The following is a 17,579-nucleotide window of genomic DNA, read 5'->3' as shown; positions in this document are numbered from 1 at the left end:
ATGTACAAGGCCGACGGAAAAACAGACCAGAAAGAAACTCTGGTCCATCAATACGCCGACCTGGTCAAGAAGATGGCTTATCAGATCAAGGCCAAATTACCGGCTAGTGTGGAAGCAGATGATTTGATCCAAGCGGGCATGATGGGTCTATTAGATGCCGCCGGTAAGTACCAAGATAATCAAGGTGCCCAGTTCAAGACCTATGCGACCCAGCGCATTCATGGGGCGATCATGGATGAACTGCGTAATGCGGACTGGTTGCCTCGCAATGTTCGTAAACAAATGCGCGATGTTGAAAAAGCGATTGCTAGCTTGCAACAAAGCCTTGGCAGAGCTCCTTCAGAAAGCGAAGTTGCCAAAAAGCTCAAGCTTGATATTGCCGATTACTTTCAGATGTTGACTGACTGTAGTGGTCATCAACTCATTTATTTTGAAGATGTCCATAAGGGCGAAGAAGAAGATCACTTCTTAGATCGCTTTATTCAGAATAATAAAAGCGATGTCATTAATGGCTTACTGTCCAAAGACTTTAAAGAAGCCCTGAAGCAGTCGATTGACGCCTTGCCAGAACGAGAAAAAATGTTGATGGGCTTGTATTACGAACAAGAACTCAACTTAAAAGAAATTGGCGCTGTCATGAGCGTCACTGAATCCCGTGTTTCCCAAATGCATAGCCAAGCAGTCGCTCGGATACGCGCAACCTTAAAAGAGAAATTATGGACTGGGCCAGCCTAGGCGGTATTGCACTTGCACTCATTGGTATTTTGATTGGTCAATCGATTGATGGCGGCAGAATTGGATCACTACTCCAGCCTTCAGCCTTTTTTATTGTGACCTTTGGCACTTTTGGTGCGGTCTTACTGCAAAGTCGCCCCGTTAATTTTCGTAGCGGCATTGCCAAACTCAAATATGTCTTTGTAGAGCCCATTGATCAGCGCACTGCTTTGGCAATGGAAATTTCTCACTGGAGCATGGTAGTCAGAAAAGAAGGTGTCTTAAAGTTAGAAAACTTTATGGTTGAGACGCCTGATCCTTTTGTGAAAAAGATTCTCCGTTTAGCCATTGATGGCGCGCCACCGCAAACCATTAAAGAAATCGGCGCCAATGATATTTATCAATATGAGCTACATGAGCGTAATGCGATCAAGATTTGGGATTCTGCGGGTGGTTATGCTCCTACGATTGGTATTTTGGCGGCAGTGATGGGCTTGATCCATGTGATGGAAAACCTATCTGATCCGACATTGCTGGGTAGCGGCATTGCAATCGCCTTCGTATCAACGATTTACGGTGTGGGCTTAGCTAACCTGGTGTTCATTCCGATTGCTAATAAACTCAAAACCCTATTGCAACTTGAGGTCTCAAAATACGAGATGTTAGTTGAGTCCTTAGCATCGATTGCTTATGGCGAACATACCAAGGTGATAGAGGACCGTTTGTCTGGATACCTCCTTTAAAAATCCTCCCTTAAAGCGACGTAAACGCCCAGAAGATCACGAACACCATGATCGCTGGTTGGTATCCTACGCCGATTTCATCACCCTGCTCTTTGCCTTTTTTGTGGTGATGTACGCTAGTTCAAGCATTAATGAGAAAAAGTACGATGCCTTGTCCAATTCACTGATATCGGCTTTTGCGCCAGTACAAACGACTGAGGGTGATAGCAAAATCAATACCAAAATAAAGCCTAGTGGAGAGATCGCAGGGACTCAAACTGAATCAAGCCCTATCTTGATTGACCCCCTGGGTCTCATTAGACTCAAACGTGACATGGCTTTTATCAAGCGGGAGAAGATGAATCGGGTTGAAAAAGACCTGACTACGGCTTTAAAACCGCTGATTGAAGATGGCAAGATTGGCGTCATGCAAACCTCTAAAGGCGTGCGCATTGACATCATTGATAGCTATTTATTTAGCCCTGGATCAGCCAGTGTCACTAGTCCTGCGGCGCTCAATACGCTAGCGCAAATTGCCCCTATTCTAGCCAAAAGTGATCAAGCGATTGATATTGAAGGTCACACTGATAACCAACCCATCAATACCAAAGCCTTCAACTCCAACTGGGAGCTCTCCGCTATCAGGGCAACTACCGTTCTCAATATCTTGAATCAAAAAGGCATTAGTGAGGCACGCTTGAGTGCAACCGGATTTGGCTCATCCAGACCGATAGAGTCCAATGACACTGCGGCGGGTAAAGCAAAAAATAGAAGGGTCTCTATTTTGTTATTAAGTGATTCTGGTCAACAACCAGGCTCAGATATTACTCCTGCTAAGTTAGCCCAACCATTAGCCCAACCAGCGATACTGCCTCAGACTCAGCCCATGGAAACCAAGAGTCAATAAAATAGTGATATAAGAATCATCTGTAACTGCAGAAACACACTGACGCTATAATCTCACCCTATGTCATTCCTCGATCTACTCGGCCCCCTCCTCTTTGTCATTTTGATCATCATGGTGATCGGTATTGCTGCTTTTGTGGTCAAGCTGAGTGATGCGATTGATAAGCAAGAAAAAGTAATCAAAACTATATTTAGAATTATTGAGGAAAATCAGGCTGAAGCTCGAAATGCCATTGATGCCTTTGAATCAACCCGTGAAAAAGTGGTCAGTGTCAGCACCCGCGTAGAAAGTGTCGAGTTTGAATTAAAGGGTATGCGGGACAAAATGAAAGAAATGGCGATTAAAAAATAAAACTGAGCTATAAGTTCTTCGCCTTTCTAATTGATCGGCGACTAGCTTAATCAAGAGAAAATTGCTCACTTCAAAAATTGATCTCCGCCAGTCATCATGTATTTACTCGCTGATAGCAAAGCGCTTGATTGTTGTTTTACAGCGCCCCTCAATCAATGAAGTAATTTGACCAAGAATTGGGTGATCCAAGTCATTGGCTTTGAATTGAGTGTGAAGACTCTGCGCAAGTCCTGGCAATACATCAGCGATCTCAAGTACTCTCCTCTTTAATTGAGGTGCACCTAACTGGGCAGATTCGGCCATCTGTACCCAATGGCGTACATGCAATTCATCGAAGCGGTATTTGCTGCCAATCTTCATGGCCATACTATCGGTAAGACCTGGATAGACCGCTGTTGATAACACGTCATAGAGTGGCGCTAATTGAATTCCATTTCGACCATATAGTAATGAAAAGTTCTTTGCGTGGGCATCGTTGTTACCAACCAAGCAATTAAAGATGATGTAGTCCAGTAGCCTCAAAAGATTAGGGGCACTCGGTGTGGTGACCTTACGTACCAATGTAAATCCATCGACAATAGTTGGCCCACCCTCATTTTGGTATTTAAACTCTGGACCCACACTCAATGCCTGACAAAAATCTTCTTGGTGCAATCTTGTTAATAGTCCATTGCTGTCACAAAAACGGTCATATCGTTCTACCAACAAATACGTTTTACCTTTTGTGCAGCCAATCTGAGCGGTAGCTGCACTTAGCTTTAGCTCCTTAGCCAAGGCAAGGCAAAAGGCTTCGTTATAAACACTTCCATCCACATCCGATATCTCTGGCTTAAGTATGTACGAGCTGGGAATATTATTTTTTGGTAGGCCAATTTCAAAATAATTACCTCGAGCAACCTCACTCTGCACCTCTCTAACAACTACCGGTAACTTCTCTTGGGCTCCTGCAAGAGAAAGTCTTAATCCGGACTCTCCAGCAAGCAATGGTCGCTTCGGCAGCTTCTCTAGGACTCCAAGTAATTGATCTTCCTTAAGCCACTCTATCGATTCACTTGCATGCGCTTCTAGAGGAGGTATTTGACCAGGCTCCAATAAAATCAATGCACCTGCACACTCACCCCCAATACCATCCAATAATGCAAAATCATTTTTACTGGATACTTTTAAGATGCTGGCTACTGCAGCACGCTTCTCACCCTCTGGCAATAAGCCAGCAAAAAAAGGTTTTGTAATCTTGTCGCCAAATGATTCGGGAATTAAAGGCAAAGAGTGCGAAAGAGGCTTAGCATTTTTTGATTCTAGCCATTGAGGTAAATATCGAAAAGACAGATAACCCTCGTCTTGAGTTAGCACACCAACGCACTCACCAAAAAACCAGACGTTTAGTTCTCGAACCATTTAGCGCGCACCCTCTTGCTTGTTTACAATAAATGGGTCCATGCCCTCTACGCTTAATACACCACCCAAGGCTTGCAACACCCTGAGAATATTTTCCAATCTCAGCGTGGGTTTACCCGCCTCCAGTTCAACGATGAACCTTACCCCCACGTTAGCGGCGAGCGCCAATTGTGGTTGAGTCAATTTCAAACGCCTACGAGTTTCACGGATCAGACTACCTAAATCTGTTGAATTTTGAATGGATGTGCTCATAAATATTTCCTGTTCGGGAAATTTTAATCAAATATGCCTATTTTTTCAACATAATTTCCTGATCGGGAAATTTATAGATTATTTGCTCAAATTATAGGCATATATTCCCGATCGGGAAATATTACTGTATATCACCACTAACTAATAGTGAATAACCCACCAATTTAATAATGGCTATCAAGATGCAGTTCGTTGAGAGTCTAGCCCTCAATCTTGCGTCTCATGAAGAGGTCATTTCCAGTCTCATCCTGAATAACTGCAATGAGCCTGTTCACATCACCAAAATTTGATAGGCAATAAGTAGCCGTCAATCTCTCTGCTGAGAGCTTGTTTTGATGAATCCGTAGTGATTTTTTCTTTGACCAAATGAATCAACATATCAATCACGAGTGCTCTCACCTCATCTGGGTGCCAAACATTCATACGATCTGTGAATGAGGACAAAAAATTCTTGCCATTCAGACCCCGTAATCCAGGGTGTAAATTTTCTGAGACTTCAATGGTCGTTGCCAGAGATTGCATGGCATTACGGTTACCGGAAAACTGGGTGTTAAAGGTTCTGCATAATCTTTCAATGAGCTCGGATTCGGTTAAAGCAGCCATACAGGGTCCAGTTTTAATAGTTTTAGATGCATTACATCTCAGTAGTCATGGCATTATGACATCTTCTAAAATGAAGCGGTATCTCAGGACTTTATAGCCCAAATCCCATGAAAACCAGTGCCTCCAAAATCAGGGTAGCCGACAAACGAGCTGCCCGCCTCTTATGCCAGGCTTTTAATGATGCGATGCGCAGTGGGGCTGAATACAAGGCTGCTTTGGTAAAGATGATGGATGGTCAAAAATCGCTGATTCCGGAGCTCAGGTCCCTGGACTCCAAAAGCGTCTTGGCAGCCTCGAATCTGCAAGTCAATGTCATGTTTCCGAATGAGTTTCGTAAAAATGCCATCCAAATGATTACTTTTCTTTTGTATAAGCATATCAACCCCAATCTCGGTGGCGCAGACCGTTTTATATTGGAAGCGTTTATTGATAAGCAATTGCTGCCACTCAAAGAGTGGGTGCAATAAAGATAGGGCTTATAAATGAAAAAGGCTAGAGATTACCCAATATCATATTTTCTAAATTTTAATAATGAGTCGAAATAAATTAATTCCTCAGGTTACACCTAGAGTGTCCCATCCAGACATCAGTAATATGATAACGAACGGTTTGGCGCTAATAAATCAACATCAATTTGATGCAGCAAAATCTATCTTTGAAAAAGCGTTAATGATCGAGCCGAATAACTATGATGCCATGCAGATTTTGGGGGCAGTAATGATTCAACTTGGACAATTCACAAAAGCTGTTGAATTATTGACCAAGGCAATTCGTATTAACGCTAATAATGCGCATACATACAGCAACTTAAGTAACGCATTGAAGGCCCTTGGATATTTAGACGAGGCACTGCAAAGCTCTGACAAAGCAATCGCCATTAATCCTAAAATTGCAGAAGCCCACATGAATAAGGGTGCAGCTCTCGAGGGACTTGGACGAATAGATGAGGCGCTTTCTAGCTATGATCAAGCTCTTGCAATACAGCCTAACTATGCTGATGCTTTATGCAACAAAGGCAACATTTTACGTAAGCAAAATAAGCTAGAAGAAGCAATAGAAAACTATGAAAAAGCAATTTTTATCGAACCAAATCAATTCAAGTTTTACTTTAACCGAGGAATTGCTCTAGAGGAAAGAATGCTTATCAAAGAAGCATTAGAAAGTTATGAAAAATCAATAGCCCTCAATCCCGATTCTGAAACGTACTTTAGTAAAAGTCTCTTACTACTCTTAACAGGGCATTACAAAGAGGGGTGGGATTTATATGAGTGGCGGTGGAAAACTGAAGAATTTAATGCCTCTACGCTTTACAAAAATTATCCTTCATGGCTGGGAGATAGAAATCAAACCGTTTTAGTATGGTCAGAACAGGGAATTGGAGACATTATTATGTTCTTGTCTTTAATCCAAGAATTTAAGGAACTTTGCAGGAAAACTGTAGTATTGATAGATGGTCGACTACTGCCCCTTGTGAATCGCTTGCCCCATAATAAGATAATTTTTTTAGATGCCTCATGCCCTATAGAAAATATAGAATTTGATGCGCATATTCCTATTGGAAGTTTAGGTAAATTTTTAAGACTAAGTGAGGGCTCTTTTAAAAATGCCCCTTCTCGCTATTTGTTTGATGAAGAACAAAAAACTAAAGATATTAGAGATCAGATTTATAAAATATCCGGCTCTACAAAAAAAATTTACGGAATTAGCTGGAGAACCACAAATATAAAAAAAGGTGGCGAGAGAAGTATTCAACTAGCAAAATTAATTGATTCGTTTTCTCCAAATGAATATCAATTTGTTAACCTTCAATACGGAGATTCAAAAAGAGAAATTGAAGAGGCTCGTATCGCAACCGGACATCATGTCATTCAAATAGAATCTATTGATAACTTTAACGATATTGATGGATTGGCCTCTCTAATAAAAGCTTGTGATAGTGTCATTTCCATTGATAATTCTACGGCTCATTTATCAGGGGCTTTGGGGCAAGATACTAGAATATTGCTACCTTTTAGACCTAATTGGAGATGGTTGCTTGATCGAATGGATTGTCTTTGGTATCCGTCAGCCAAGCTATACAGAAATAATGTAAGTGGTGACTGGCAGCATGCTTTAAAAATGCTCAGAACTGATTTGGATAAAACAGTACATTAAGATGAATTCCCTACCCGCTTGATCACGCTAGCCAACTTCTTGGCGTAATCAGGATCTGTTGCATACCCTGCTTTGGCCATTGCATCGGCATAACTGTTGACGTTACTCAGATTGTTTAAGACATTTTGGTAACGCGGGTTACTCGAAATCAAGTTTGCAAAATCTTTAAATGAATCCGCATAAGAATCGTAGGCTCTGAATTTTTCGACTCTGGTCTGCTTTTCACCATTGATAAATTCAGTCGTGACTGCAGAAACAGTCTTGCCCGTCCAATTCCCGCTGGCCTTAATACCAAATAGATTATTACTGGGAGTACCATCAGCGCCTTTTATTTCTTTTTTACCCCAACCCGTTTCTAGTGCAGCTTGACCCAACATAAACTGCGCTGGTAGTCCGGTAGCATTACTGGCTTGCTGCGCATAACTAGACATTTTGTTCGTAAATGAGCTAACGGTTTCTTTAACAGCATTGCCCACTGAAGAAGCCATTGCGTCACCTGCATCTTCGAGCGAACTAAAGAGTTTGGAGACCTTATCCATAAATGAGGGAGTGGGCTTAGTGCTGCCATACATGGATGCTACTGAGGTGTAGGCAGATACCTTAGAACTGATATTGGGATCAAATCGATTTAGACCTAGTGCTTTTGAGCTAATGGGCTCATCCCCTGGCTTGATCGCATCGGTCTGTATACCTGCGGCTTTACTGAGCTGCTTAACCAAGACGTCGGCTAAGCCAATCCCTTTGCCTGACGAGAGCTTTTGGCTCAACTGCTGGTCAAACATTGAGGTGTAGAGTTTATTTTGCTCAGTATTAAAGACACCATCCTGTGGACTAGCCTCTCGCATACTTTTCAGCATCATATTGATAAAGATCGCCTCAAATTGCTTTGCGACTCCCTTTATAGCTTCAGGAGAATTTTCTTTAGCAGATTTTTTGAGACTGGATAGGCTATTAGTGTCTAATGCCAGTTGATTGCTGACATCAGACGCTGATATAGAGTTACTAGGTAATGCCATTGTGGTGTTGCTTAAATAATCTCAAGCTCAGCACGTAGCGAACCAGCGGCTTTGATGGCCTGCAAGATGGCGACCAAGTCTTGTGGTGTGGCACCAACAGCATTGAGTCCACGAACCACATCAGATAATGATGCACCACCAGCTAACTGAATCACATTACCTGGGTCTTGGTTCAAGCTCACTTGAGATACCTTCGCCTCAACCGTATTGCCCGTATTCGAGAATGCGCTTGGTTGGCTGATTACTGGTGTTGTACTGATCACCACAGTCAAGTTACCGTGCGCTACTGCGCAGTTCTCTAGCTCAACCGTTTGATTAAGCACAATTGAACCAGTACGCGCATTGAGAATAACCTTCGCCTCACCCTTGGCAGGAATGACGTCGATACTTTCTAAGGCAGCTAAGAATTGCACTCGATTACCGTTCTCGACAGTATTCGGATCAATCTGAATCACTCTAGAGTCTTGGGCAAAAGCAATGGGCTTGCCAAAACGCTTATTAATGGCCGCAGTCACAATGCTGGCGGTAGAAAAGTCTGAGCTTCTTAACTCAAGACTGACCATCTCCATGCCCAACAAATTACTCGGAATGGTTCTTTCAACGGTTGCTCCTGCTGAAATACGGCCGGCATTGAGTTGGTTAATCGTTGCAGAGCTGCCGTTAGCAGATGCGCTTGCGCCACCAATCACCACGTTGCCTTGAGACATCGCATAAACTTGTCCGTCAGCACCTTTTAAAGGGGTCAATAAGAGTGTGCCACCACGCAGTGTTTTGGCATTACCCATAGCGGAAACAGTCACGTCTAAGTTCTGACCAATTTGTGCAAATGGCGGCAAGTTGGCAGTCACAATGACTGCAGCAACGTTCTTTAACTGAATTTGTGAATAGGTACCTGGCGGCAGTGTGACGCCTAAGGACTGCAACATATTCAAAGTACTTTGGAGCGTGAATGGGGTTTGGGTAGTTTGGTCACCTGTACCATCTAAGCCCACCACCAAACCATAACCAATTAATTGGTTACTACGAACGCCTTGAATATTAGCCAAATCTTTGATGCGCTCTGCTTGCGCTGCAGGAATAATCACCATGCTTGCCAAAACACCAGCGCAGACCACTAAGAACGCCGCTAGGCTTTTTTGCCATTGTGGAGTTTTATCTGCTCTAAATAATGAAAAACGGTGGGTTCTGGTTAGCAATAACATAAGTAATTAGAAAGGCATCATAGTTTTGAAAAAACGGGTGATCGAACTCGCCATGTAAGAACTATCCATGGTGTTATTAGTACGATATTCGATACGAGCATCAGCGACTGTATTGGAATCAACCGTATTGTTGACAGTAATCATTTTTGGATTTACGGTTCCAGAAAAACGAATGAACTGAGCGCCCTCATCAAAGCCAATTTGTTTCTCGCCCGCTACGGTTAAGTAACCTGTTGGTGACACTTCAAGTACAGTCGCAGCAATATTTCCGGTAAAGGTGTTGTCTTGCTGGCCACCACCCTTGTTCTCATTGGAGAGGCCGTTAGCCCAGCTCCAAGTTGGGCTAATCGTATTGCCAAACTGGTCTTTTGCAGTGGCAGTAGATGAGGCAGTCTTAGATGACAAGTTATCTAAAGTTGTTTTACTTTGAGTACTCTCGGCAACGACAATTGTGACAATATCGCCTACAGCACGCGCACGATTACCCTCAAAAATGGGTCTGTAGCTTGCGGTACTAAAAATTGTTCCAGGAGCATTCTGGGTATTAAATTGTCGTGCAGTACCGGGACCAGGGTTTTGAGTAATGGTCGAAGGCGTCACGGCACACGCACCTAAGATGGATAGTACCGAGACAGCACTAACAAGCTTGATAGCGGAGTTGCAATAATTAAACATTAAACGCATTTGAATTAACCACCCAATTGTGCCAAGCGCTGCAACATCTGATCGGATGTTGTAATCGCCTTACTATTGATTTCATATGCGCGTTGAGTTTGGATCATATTGACCATTTCTTCAACGACATTCACGTTTGAAGTTTCCACAAAACCCTGTACTAAAACACCCGTACCATTAGCTCCAGGATTCGATGGGTTTGGCGTACCAGACGCTGCAGTTTCGGCATAGAGGTTCTCACCCTTAGCGCTCAAACCTGCTGGATTAATAAAGGTTGCCAACTGGATTTGGCCAATTTGCGTTTGCGCAACAGTATTTGGCAAGGTTACGGAAACGACACCATCGGCTGCAACCGTAACGGTTTGAGCATTTGCTGGAATCGTAATCGGCGGCTGAATGGTGTAGCCACTAGAAGTCACTAACTGACCAGTGCTATTAATCTGAAAACTACCATCGCGAGTATATTGGGTTGTGCCATCTGGCATCAAGACTTGGTAAAAGCCGCTACCATTAATCGCGATATCGGTATTGTTACTGGTTTGCTGTAGGTTACCTTGGGTAAAGATGCGCTCAGTTGCGACAGGCTTTACACCAGTACCAATTTGCATACCAGAAGGAAGCTGGGTTTGTTGTGATGACTGCGCACCAGGCTGGCGTAGAGTTTGATAGAGCAAATCTTCAAACACCGCACGTGATTTTTTAAAGCCAGAAGTACTCACGTTCGCCAAGTTATTGGAGATTACGTCCATTTGGGTTTGTTGTGCTTCTAGGCCAGTTTTTGAAATCCAGAGCGAGCGTATCATCTTATTTCCTTTAATTTAGGTGCATCTTGACACATAAAGTCTTAACTTAAATTGAAGAGCTGAGCGGCTTGTTGGTCGCTATTCTCAGCATTCTTCATGAGCTGCATTTGAATATCAAAACTGCGGGCCAAAGAAATCATATTGACCATACTATGAATCACGCTCACGTTGCTATCTTCTAAGGCGCCATTGACCACCTTCACAGCGGGGTCTGCTGTAAAGCCAGCGCCAGTAGAAGATTTAAATAGGCCATCGTCTCCACGCACTAAACTTTTTTCATCAGGATTCGAAAGCTTTATGACGTCAATCGGAGTAGAAGGACTTCCACTCACTGCAGGATCCACGCTAGAGATCGTGCCATCAGCACCAATGGAGATATTCACGTTTGGAGGGATGGTAATTGGGCCACCACCACCAAGCACATTGCGTCCACCAGCAGTTTGCAAAATACCATTCTCACTAATTTTGAATGAGCCATTACGGGTCAGACCTTCTGTACCATCAGGGCGTTGCACACTAAACCAACCCTTGCCTTCGATTGCCACATCCAGAGTACGCCCTGTTTGCTTAATAGCGCCAGGAGAAAAATCTGTACCGCCTGAGGCATTGACTACGAACGCACGGGTATCCAGGCTTGCACCTTGAATTGGTACGGATAGAAAAGAATCAATCTGCGCCTTAAAGCCAGTAGTCGATACGTTAGCCAAATTATTGGAGTTCGTCGCCTGCTGGTCCAAGATATGTTGGGCTCCAGTCATTGCGGTATAAATTACACGATCCATAGTTTCTCCTTAGCTTTCTCTGGCATTCAAAGTATTAATAGCCGCCTTAGCCATTCATTCCGATGAGGGTTTGATAGATTTGGTTTTCAATTTTGACCACCTGAGCACTAGCTTGATAAGCCTGCTGGGCTGCCAACAAAGCCACCATATCTTGCGTTTGATTCACGTTCGAGCCTTCTAATGCAGAACCCTGAATCTTGCTGCCGACCAGTTGTACGCTACCTAATAAAGGCGCACCTGATTTAGAAGTTTCTACCCAGGTATCGTTACCCACTGCTTTTAAGCCGGTATAGCTTGGAATGCTTGCCACACCAATTTGCGCGAGTTCACTAGTAAGGCCATCGCTATAAGTACCAATGATGGTGCCCGTTTCGTTAATCGCCATCGTATTTAAATGCGCAATAGCGGTACCGGGAGTTTTAGTCGCCACCATCGGAATAGAACCCGTTAAGAAACCAGATGCAGTCACATTAATCGCAGGCTGCTCACCAAATCCAGTAAAAGTAGCCTGTACCCAGCTGGTATTTGCTTGCTGAGCTGGTGTGATGTTTTGACCTAAGTACGTTGTTGGAATATTGGCTGGTATTGCAGCTAAAGTGTTGTAGTTACTTAACACTCCACCAAACATACCCGTCATGACTGGCGCTGTATTGGCAACGATTGGAGTATTTCCATTCGAAGCGCTGATAGACAGCTGTGTATTTAACGTGTTGTTGCTATTGGTAAACGCTAATGCGCCATTGCTTGCTTGCGCACTCGATGTTTGTACACCAGCCAATGTGCCATTGAGAACACCATTGGTAACAGTCACACTATTTTTGATAGTGCCATCAGCTAAACCAGTAAATGCTGCTGCCACATTCGCTGACGTTGCACCTGATGCACCAGCGGTAAAGGTCAGGCCTGCAACGGTAACGCTTTCGTTAGCAGCCAGATTATTAAAACTCACTGTATTGTTTGCAGGAGTAAATAATGGGTAATTGTTTGTACTTGAATTACTAAAGCGGGCTGCAATCGTTGCCGGTGTATCACCTGCTTGCAGACCACTAAATAAAGAGGCTACTTGTGCCGCAGTTAACACTTTGCCATCGGTATTGGTATAGCTTAAGCCACCAAAAGTAACAGTGCCATAAGGTGATAGCGGTGAATTAAAGCCAACCGCATCTACTTGATTAGTGTTAGCAGAACCAGGGCGAATATCCGCTGGAGCTACCGGTAGCTGAATCGGGGCGCCAGCAATATCGAGTACCTGAAAGCCAGAACCATTCACCAAGAAACCTTCGACGTTCTGAGTAAATTGACCATTGCGGGTATAGACTGTTTGACCTAAAACCGGGTCTTGTAATGCAAACATACCTTGACCATTAATGGCCGCATTGAGTGGTACGGTTGTTGTATTAATCGGACCTTGGGTAAACGATTGCATCACATTTGATGCCAGTACCCCACCCCCAGTTTGTACTGGTGATCCAGAATTAGCGGCATTAAGGTGACGTGCTAATACATTGGTGAAGTCAACACTCGAAGCTTTAAAGCCGACTGTTGCACTGTTAGCAATGTTATTACCCAACACGCTCAAATGTTCTGAGGCTGCATTTAAACCGCTTAATCCTTCGACAAATGACATATAGATCCTTTAGTGATTAACAGTGTTTTGGTAATTAGTGTTTAACTGACAAATTAGCGAATCTGCGCCACATTTGAAATATTGGTGGTTGTGTTGTTATCCAACATGATCTGTGCGCTGGTGTTCGCCGTAGGATTGAGAATGCCAGTGACATTAGCCGTTGCTAAGCCAGTTGGATTGATATTCTTACCAGCAACGTTAGCTGCTAGTTGAAATCTATATGGGCCATCTGGTAACTGATTGCCATTGATATCTTTACCATCCCAAGCTAAAGGTACAGTACCGGCAGGTTGTGGACCCAATGTCATCACATCAACTGACTGACCTGCGCCATTCAAAATATTGACCTTCAAGGAAGATGCGGGAGAATCTAGTTGTACCCCAAAAGTCGCCTGTCCTTTTGTGAGGTTTAATGTATTACCTGGAACCAGCACACTTTTACCAACCAGGCCTGAAGCTTGAAATGCCTGACTCGATTGCATTTGCGACAAGAGAGAGTTCATGGAGCTATTGAGCTTATTAACGCCCTCTACTGTAGAGATCTGCGCCATCTGACTGGTCATCTCTGCACTCTTCATTGGATCAGTAGGATCTTGATATTTCATTTGCGCAACCAACAAGGTCATAAACTGATCTTGGATCTGCGCTGCAGAACTAGCAGATGCGTTCAAGGCTGCAGTAGCACTACCGCCGATGGATTTGGTATTGATGCCATTACTTGCGCTATTGCTTGCACTGTTACTGACTGTATTGTTTTGAATCGCACTCATCTTTAGTCCCTATTAGTTTTGACCAATGGTTAATGTTCTTTGCAACATTGTTTTTGCAGCGTTCATGGTTTCAACGTTGTTTTGATAAGAGCGTGATGTTGAAATCATGTTCACCATCTCTTGGGTTGCATTGACATTTGGCATCGCCACAAAGCCATCTTTATCTGCTAATGGATTTGCTGGATCGTGCACCATACGTGGCGGTAACTGATCTTCAATTACCTTGTTGACTTTGACGCCTTGATGACCAGAGGTGCCTACTGGTGTTGCTTCAAAAATAACTTGCTTAGCTTTATAAGGTTGACCGTTTGAGCTAGTAGCACTATCTACGTTTGCTAAGTTACTGGCAACCGTATTTAAGCGCTGCGACTGTGCGCTCATCGCTGAACTAGAAATATTAAAAACGTTTTGTAAGGAGGCCATTTGAATTTACCGTTCTATCGAAAAGAATTAGGAAGTAGGACTGAGTGCTGCGTTCATGTCTTTAATCTGGGCATTGAGCATCGTGATATTGGCTTCGTAATGAATCGCGTTATCCACGAAGGCTGTTCTTTCCACCTCACCATCAACCGAGTTGCCGTCAACGCTGCCCTGAATCAAGGGGCGATAGAGTAAGTCAGCTTCATTAACGCCGCCAGTACCCCCGGGAATATGTTTGCCATGAGTAGTTGCGAGCGACATATTGCCGTTAGAGCTCACCGCCGCATTATTGGCGGCACTAGCCACATTGGCTTCTAGGGCTTTTTGGAGTGAGGCGGCAAAGTCGATATCCCGTGCTTTATAGTTCGGGGTATCCGCGTTGGCGATATTGGCCGCTAAAATTTCTTGGCGTTGGGCCCTAACCCGCAGGGCGGTTGCATTAAAATCAAAGAGCGCGTCTAATTTATCCATTTATTTCTCCAATTTCCCTAAAGAAATCCTCAAGTCAGCCGTAATAGGTTCTGTAGCACTACAAATACCTATTTATGGCATTTTCACTAATGTAATTTGCCCACCCCTTCCTTGATTTGCCAATAAAAGGGGTAATAGTTCGGCTAATTGAGGCATTGACTGGCCCCCAAAATCCTAAAATCATGTTTTCGCCATCCTTTTGGACTGGAATTAAGCATGCATCCCTCATACGAAACGCCCTTAGAATTCAAGAAAAGTACTGAAAAGCCCCTTTTCGGGTCTTTTTTGCGTGGTTTTGAGACCTTGATCATTGGCATGATTGCCAGCGTGTTGATCTCCTTATTACTTTCTTTCGTGGTGCTCTACCCCAAAATCAGCTGGGCACAGGTACAAAATCAAGCACCAGCCCAAGGACAGAACCCAGGATCTAACTCAGCCACTAACGCTGGTAATCCACCTGCCTTCCAGAATCTGCGCATCATTAATCAAAAAGTGAAAGACTTTTTGACTACCCAAAGTGCCGGCTCACCTGGCAAACCAGAAATTACCGTCACCCCGATGGAAGAAGGCACTCAATTAACCTATTGCCCTTCTCCAGAAGCCTTTTTTCCGCCCAATAGCGCTGCTTGGGGCAGAACAACCGTGGGTGTGCGCTGCGGCCAACCCAAACCTTGGACCGTCTATGTCCAGGCTAACGTCAGCATCATTGCCAACTATGTAGTTGCTGGAGCCCCGATCGGCCAGGGTCAAACCATCTCCGCCAATGAATTACAACTCCAAAAAGGCGATCTAACCATCCTGCCAACCGGCATTTTTACGGAATTTAACCGTGTTATCGGTCAAACCGCCAGAATGTCCCTAGTAGCAGGCACCGTCCTCAAAAAAGAAATGCTCAAAATGCCCCTGATTGTGCAAAAAGGGCAATCTGTGAGGGTTTCTAGTGGCGGCAAGGGATTCTCGATTAGCACGGACGGTCAGGCGTTAAATGAGGCTTCCGAAGGGGAGCTAGTCAAAGTCAAGGTCAGTAATGGCAGTGTTGTGACCGGGATTGCCAAAGAAAATGGCGTAGTTGAGGTAGGCGGCCAAAGCAAGTAGGCTAACCAATAATTTATATTCTTCTAACGCGCCAAGGAAGGCCGGATTTAGCTAAAGTTAGGCTAGATAAAGCCGTTAGAGAAGATGTAAAAGTAGTTCAGGTGATATAGCATTAAGTTGTATAGTGTTTTGATAGTTTGACTCAAAAAACTGAGAAACGAGCAGTACCTAAATTAGGCTAAAGTGTTCCCATGAAAATTAATGATTCTTTGAAGACCGCGCTCAATACCGTAGTGGAAAAACCTGCTGCGAGTGAGAGCAACCCTACTTCAACGATTGGGCCTAGTGCTAATTCAGTAAAGCCACCTGCTGCTGATATCACTACACTTTCTAGTCAGTTGCAAGCATTACAAGCGACTATTGCTAATAGCCCAGTATTTGATTCTAAAAAAGTTGACATGATCCGCAGTGAAATTGAAAGCGGTCAGTTCACAGTTGATTCTGGCAAAGTTGCGGATGGCATGATTAACGATGCCGTTGCATTGCTCAAAAAATAATGATCTGCATTACGGCAGTTACGTAATCAATTTAGCTGAAGCAACAACATAAATCACCTAGGCAATATCAGAGATCATCATGAGTATTGCCAAAACAAATTTAGTGAATACTTTTACAAACTATGTAAAAGATTTTCAGACAAAAATTAATTCAATTAATACGCAGTTAAAGAATGGCAAAGCCACTCTAACTTCTGCGCAACAAGACGAAGTTACCAAACTTTCTACAGCTGCAAAAAATTATGCAACACCGCAAGACAGTATTGCAAATGCGCAGAAGACTATTGGGGTTGCGCAAACTGCAATTACTTCCATCTTAAAATTGATGCCGCAGATGCAACAGCTGGCAGCTCAAGCTAGCAATCCCACCCTAGGTTTTTCTGACAGTATTAACCTCAACTTTAGATTTCAACAACTCGTCACTGAGATTGGTAAGCTAGCTACTAAAGCAGGCTTAAATGGCACTAACCTACTCTCCGGTACAGCTGGCATGAATGTCATCATCGGCACCGATAAAACACCTGCCTCAAGATCATTCATTAATAGCGTCAATATCTACGGCATGATGACTACCGGCCTCATGAGTAATATCAAGCTCGATACACCCCAAAATGCCCAAGCAGCAATGAATGCTCTCAATAGCGCGCTTGCCCAGATTAATAATGGTCAAACCTTGCTCAAGATGACATCGACAAGACTCACAGCCCAGGCCGATAAACTTACAGGTCAAGCAAAGACTGCACAAGATTCAGTGAATGCAATACAGAATATTGACCCAGTAAAACTTAAGGCTCAATTAGCTGAACTACAAAGTCGTCAAAATATTGACTACCAATTGATTAGCCAGCTGGACCCAAATGCCTATAAGGCTCTCATTGTTGCTAATGCCAAGGCAAACGCAAGCATTTAAGCCCTCCATCTAAAGATGGATAGTTGCCAATATCGATGTGGCAACACAGAATTAAATCCAAAAAAATACTTAAGTTTTACCAACCCACTCCGTTAAAGAATATATAGAACGAAGGCTTCTTCGGAAGTTTTCAAATAGCTAATGTCATAGTTAGCGCCAAGCTCTGTTGATGTGGTCTACGCACTGCGCACTGATGCTTTTCGTAAGTTG

Annotated in this window: 21 protein-coding genes; 9 read left to right on the top strand and 12 right to left on the bottom strand. The window is 43.6% G+C overall.

Annotated elements, in window-relative coordinates; all coding sequences use genetic code 11:
- From C2756_RS04070 to C2756_RS04055, 4 genes are all read left to right on the top strand, one after another.
- Nucleotides 1–735: an RNA polymerase sigma factor FliA gene (locus C2756_RS04070; protein ID WP_088526001.1), complete on the top strand. Its 735-nt coding sequence runs from the start codon at nucleotides 1–3 to the stop codon at nucleotides 733–735.
- Nucleotides 717–1,457: a flagellar motor protein gene (locus tag C2756_RS04065; protein ID WP_088526002.1), complete on the top strand. Its 741-nt coding sequence runs from the start codon at nucleotides 717–719 to the stop codon at nucleotides 1,455–1,457. Before C2756_RS04070 ends, C2756_RS04065 begins: the two co-directional genes overlap by 19 nt.
- Entirely contained in the window at nucleotides 1,441–2,343 is a 903-nt protein-coding gene (motD, locus tag C2756_RS04060; protein ID WP_215320802.1) for a flagellar motor protein MotD, read from the top strand. Before C2756_RS04065 ends, motD begins: the two co-directional genes overlap by 17 nt.
- A gap of 111 nt (nucleotides 2,344–2,454) precedes the next feature.
- Nucleotides 2,455–2,694, top strand: coding sequence for a hypothetical protein (locus tag C2756_RS04055; protein ID WP_133062492.1), 240 nt, complete (start codon nucleotides 2,455–2,457; stop codon nucleotides 2,692–2,694).
- A gap of 102 nt (nucleotides 2,695–2,796) precedes the next feature.
- Here C2756_RS04055 and C2756_RS04050 read toward each other — a convergent pair whose 3' ends face one another.
- The 3 genes from C2756_RS04050 to C2756_RS04040 form a co-directional block, all read right to left on the bottom strand.
- The gene (locus tag C2756_RS04050) at nucleotides 2,797–4,092 is read right to left on the bottom strand and encodes a type II toxin-antitoxin system HipA family toxin (protein ID WP_215320221.1); all 1,296 of its coding nucleotides are present in this window, start codon (nucleotides 4,090–4,092) and stop codon (nucleotides 2,797–2,799) included.
- The gene (locus C2756_RS04045) at nucleotides 4,093–4,344 is read right to left on the bottom strand and encodes a helix-turn-helix transcriptional regulator (protein WP_088526006.1); all 252 of its coding nucleotides are present in this window, start codon (nucleotides 4,342–4,344) and stop codon (nucleotides 4,093–4,095) included.
- A 276-nt stretch (nucleotides 4,345–4,620) separates the two neighbouring features.
- The gene (locus C2756_RS04040) at nucleotides 4,621–4,947 is read right to left on the bottom strand and encodes a hypothetical protein (protein WP_112294526.1); all 327 of its coding nucleotides are present in this window, start codon (nucleotides 4,945–4,947) and stop codon (nucleotides 4,621–4,623) included.
- Nucleotides 4,948–5,054: 107 nt separating this feature from the next.
- On the opposite strand from C2756_RS04040, the gene C2756_RS04035 reads away from it, so the two are divergent.
- Together C2756_RS04035 and C2756_RS04030 are read left to right on the top strand one after the other, a co-directional pair.
- On the top strand, nucleotides 5,055–5,414 hold the full coding sequence (locus C2756_RS04035) for a hypothetical protein (protein WP_215320219.1): 360 nt from the start codon (nucleotides 5,055–5,057) through the stop codon (nucleotides 5,412–5,414).
- A gap of 64 nt (nucleotides 5,415–5,478) precedes the next feature.
- Nucleotides 5,479–7,101, top strand: coding sequence for a tetratricopeptide repeat protein (locus tag C2756_RS04030; protein WP_215320216.1), 1,623 nt, complete (start codon nucleotides 5,479–5,481; stop codon nucleotides 7,099–7,101).
- Here the strand turns inward: C2756_RS04030 and flgJ are convergent.
- From flgJ to flgB, 9 genes are all read right to left on the bottom strand, one after another.
- Entirely contained in the window at nucleotides 7,098–8,117 is a 1,020-nt protein-coding gene (gene flgJ, locus C2756_RS04025; protein ID WP_215320214.1) for a flagellar assembly peptidoglycan hydrolase FlgJ, read from the bottom strand. The genes C2756_RS04030 and flgJ overlap by 4 nt on opposite strands.
- An 11-nt stretch (nucleotides 8,118–8,128) precedes the next feature.
- Complete coding sequence (locus tag C2756_RS04020; RefSeq protein WP_251372144.1) at nucleotides 8,129–9,205, bottom strand: flagellar basal body P-ring protein FlgI; 1,077 nt, start codon at nucleotides 9,203–9,205, stop codon at nucleotides 8,129–8,131.
- Nucleotides 9,206–9,325: 120 nt separating this feature from the next.
- Nucleotides 9,326–10,003 carry a flagellar basal body L-ring protein FlgH gene (locus C2756_RS04015; RefSeq protein ID WP_215320210.1) on the bottom strand — a complete coding sequence of 226 codons (678 nt, stop codon included), beginning with the start codon at nucleotides 10,001–10,003 and terminating at the stop codon, nucleotides 9,326–9,328.
- 5 nt (nucleotides 10,004–10,008) lie between these two features.
- A complete protein-coding gene (flgG, locus tag C2756_RS04010; RefSeq protein WP_112294522.1) occupies nucleotides 10,009–10,797 on the bottom strand; it encodes a flagellar basal-body rod protein FlgG in 789 nt (262 codons plus the stop codon).
- Between the two features lie 41 nt (nucleotides 10,798–10,838).
- The gene (gene flgF, locus C2756_RS04005) at nucleotides 10,839–11,579 is read right to left on the bottom strand and encodes a flagellar basal-body rod protein FlgF (protein WP_215320208.1); all 741 of its coding nucleotides are present in this window, start codon (nucleotides 11,577–11,579) and stop codon (nucleotides 10,839–10,841) included.
- Nucleotides 11,580–11,625: 46 nt separating this feature from the next.
- Complete coding sequence (locus C2756_RS04000) at nucleotides 11,626–13,206, bottom strand: flagellar hook-basal body complex protein (protein WP_215320206.1); 1,581 nt, start codon at nucleotides 13,204–13,206, stop codon at nucleotides 11,626–11,628.
- A gap of 53 nt (nucleotides 13,207–13,259) precedes the next feature.
- Nucleotides 13,260–13,976 (bottom strand): flagellar hook assembly protein FlgD, encoded by a 717-nt coding sequence (locus C2756_RS03995; protein ID WP_215320204.1) that lies wholly within the window; start codon nucleotides 13,974–13,976, stop codon nucleotides 13,260–13,262.
- Nucleotides 13,977–13,988: 12 nt separating this feature from the next.
- Nucleotides 13,989–14,399 (bottom strand): flagellar basal body rod protein FlgC, encoded by a 411-nt coding sequence (gene flgC, locus C2756_RS03990; protein ID WP_215320202.1) that lies wholly within the window; start codon nucleotides 14,397–14,399, stop codon nucleotides 13,989–13,991.
- A gap of 27 nt (nucleotides 14,400–14,426) precedes the next feature.
- Nucleotides 14,427–14,867, bottom strand: coding sequence for a flagellar basal body rod protein FlgB (flgB, locus tag C2756_RS03985; RefSeq protein WP_215320200.1), 441 nt, complete (start codon nucleotides 14,865–14,867; stop codon nucleotides 14,427–14,429).
- A gap of 216 nt (nucleotides 14,868–15,083) precedes the next feature.
- Here flgB and flgA point away from each other — a divergent pair, with 216 nt between their 5' ends.
- The 3 genes from flgA (at nucleotide 15,084) to C2756_RS03970 (ending at nucleotide 17,369) form a co-directional block, all read left to right on the top strand.
- Nucleotides 15,084–15,962: a flagellar basal body P-ring formation chaperone FlgA gene (gene flgA / locus C2756_RS03980; protein ID WP_215320198.1), complete on the top strand. Its 879-nt coding sequence runs from the start codon at nucleotides 15,084–15,086 to the stop codon at nucleotides 15,960–15,962.
- Between the two features lie 191 nt (nucleotides 15,963–16,153).
- Nucleotides 16,154–16,459 (top strand): flagellar biosynthesis anti-sigma factor FlgM, encoded by a 306-nt coding sequence (gene flgM, locus C2756_RS03975; protein WP_215320196.1) that lies wholly within the window; start codon nucleotides 16,154–16,156, stop codon nucleotides 16,457–16,459.
- A gap of 79 nt (nucleotides 16,460–16,538) precedes the next feature.
- Nucleotides 16,539–17,369, top strand: coding sequence for a hypothetical protein (locus tag C2756_RS03970; RefSeq protein WP_215320194.1), 831 nt, complete (start codon nucleotides 16,539–16,541; stop codon nucleotides 17,367–17,369).
- Nucleotides 17,370–17,579 lie beyond the last annotated feature (210 nt).

The organism is Polynucleobacter sp. UB-Siik-W21, from assembly GCF_018687415.1.
Classification (GTDB): domain Bacteria; phylum Pseudomonadota; class Gammaproteobacteria; order Burkholderiales; family Burkholderiaceae; genus Polynucleobacter.
This window is presented reverse-complemented; position numbering and strand designations above follow the sequence as displayed.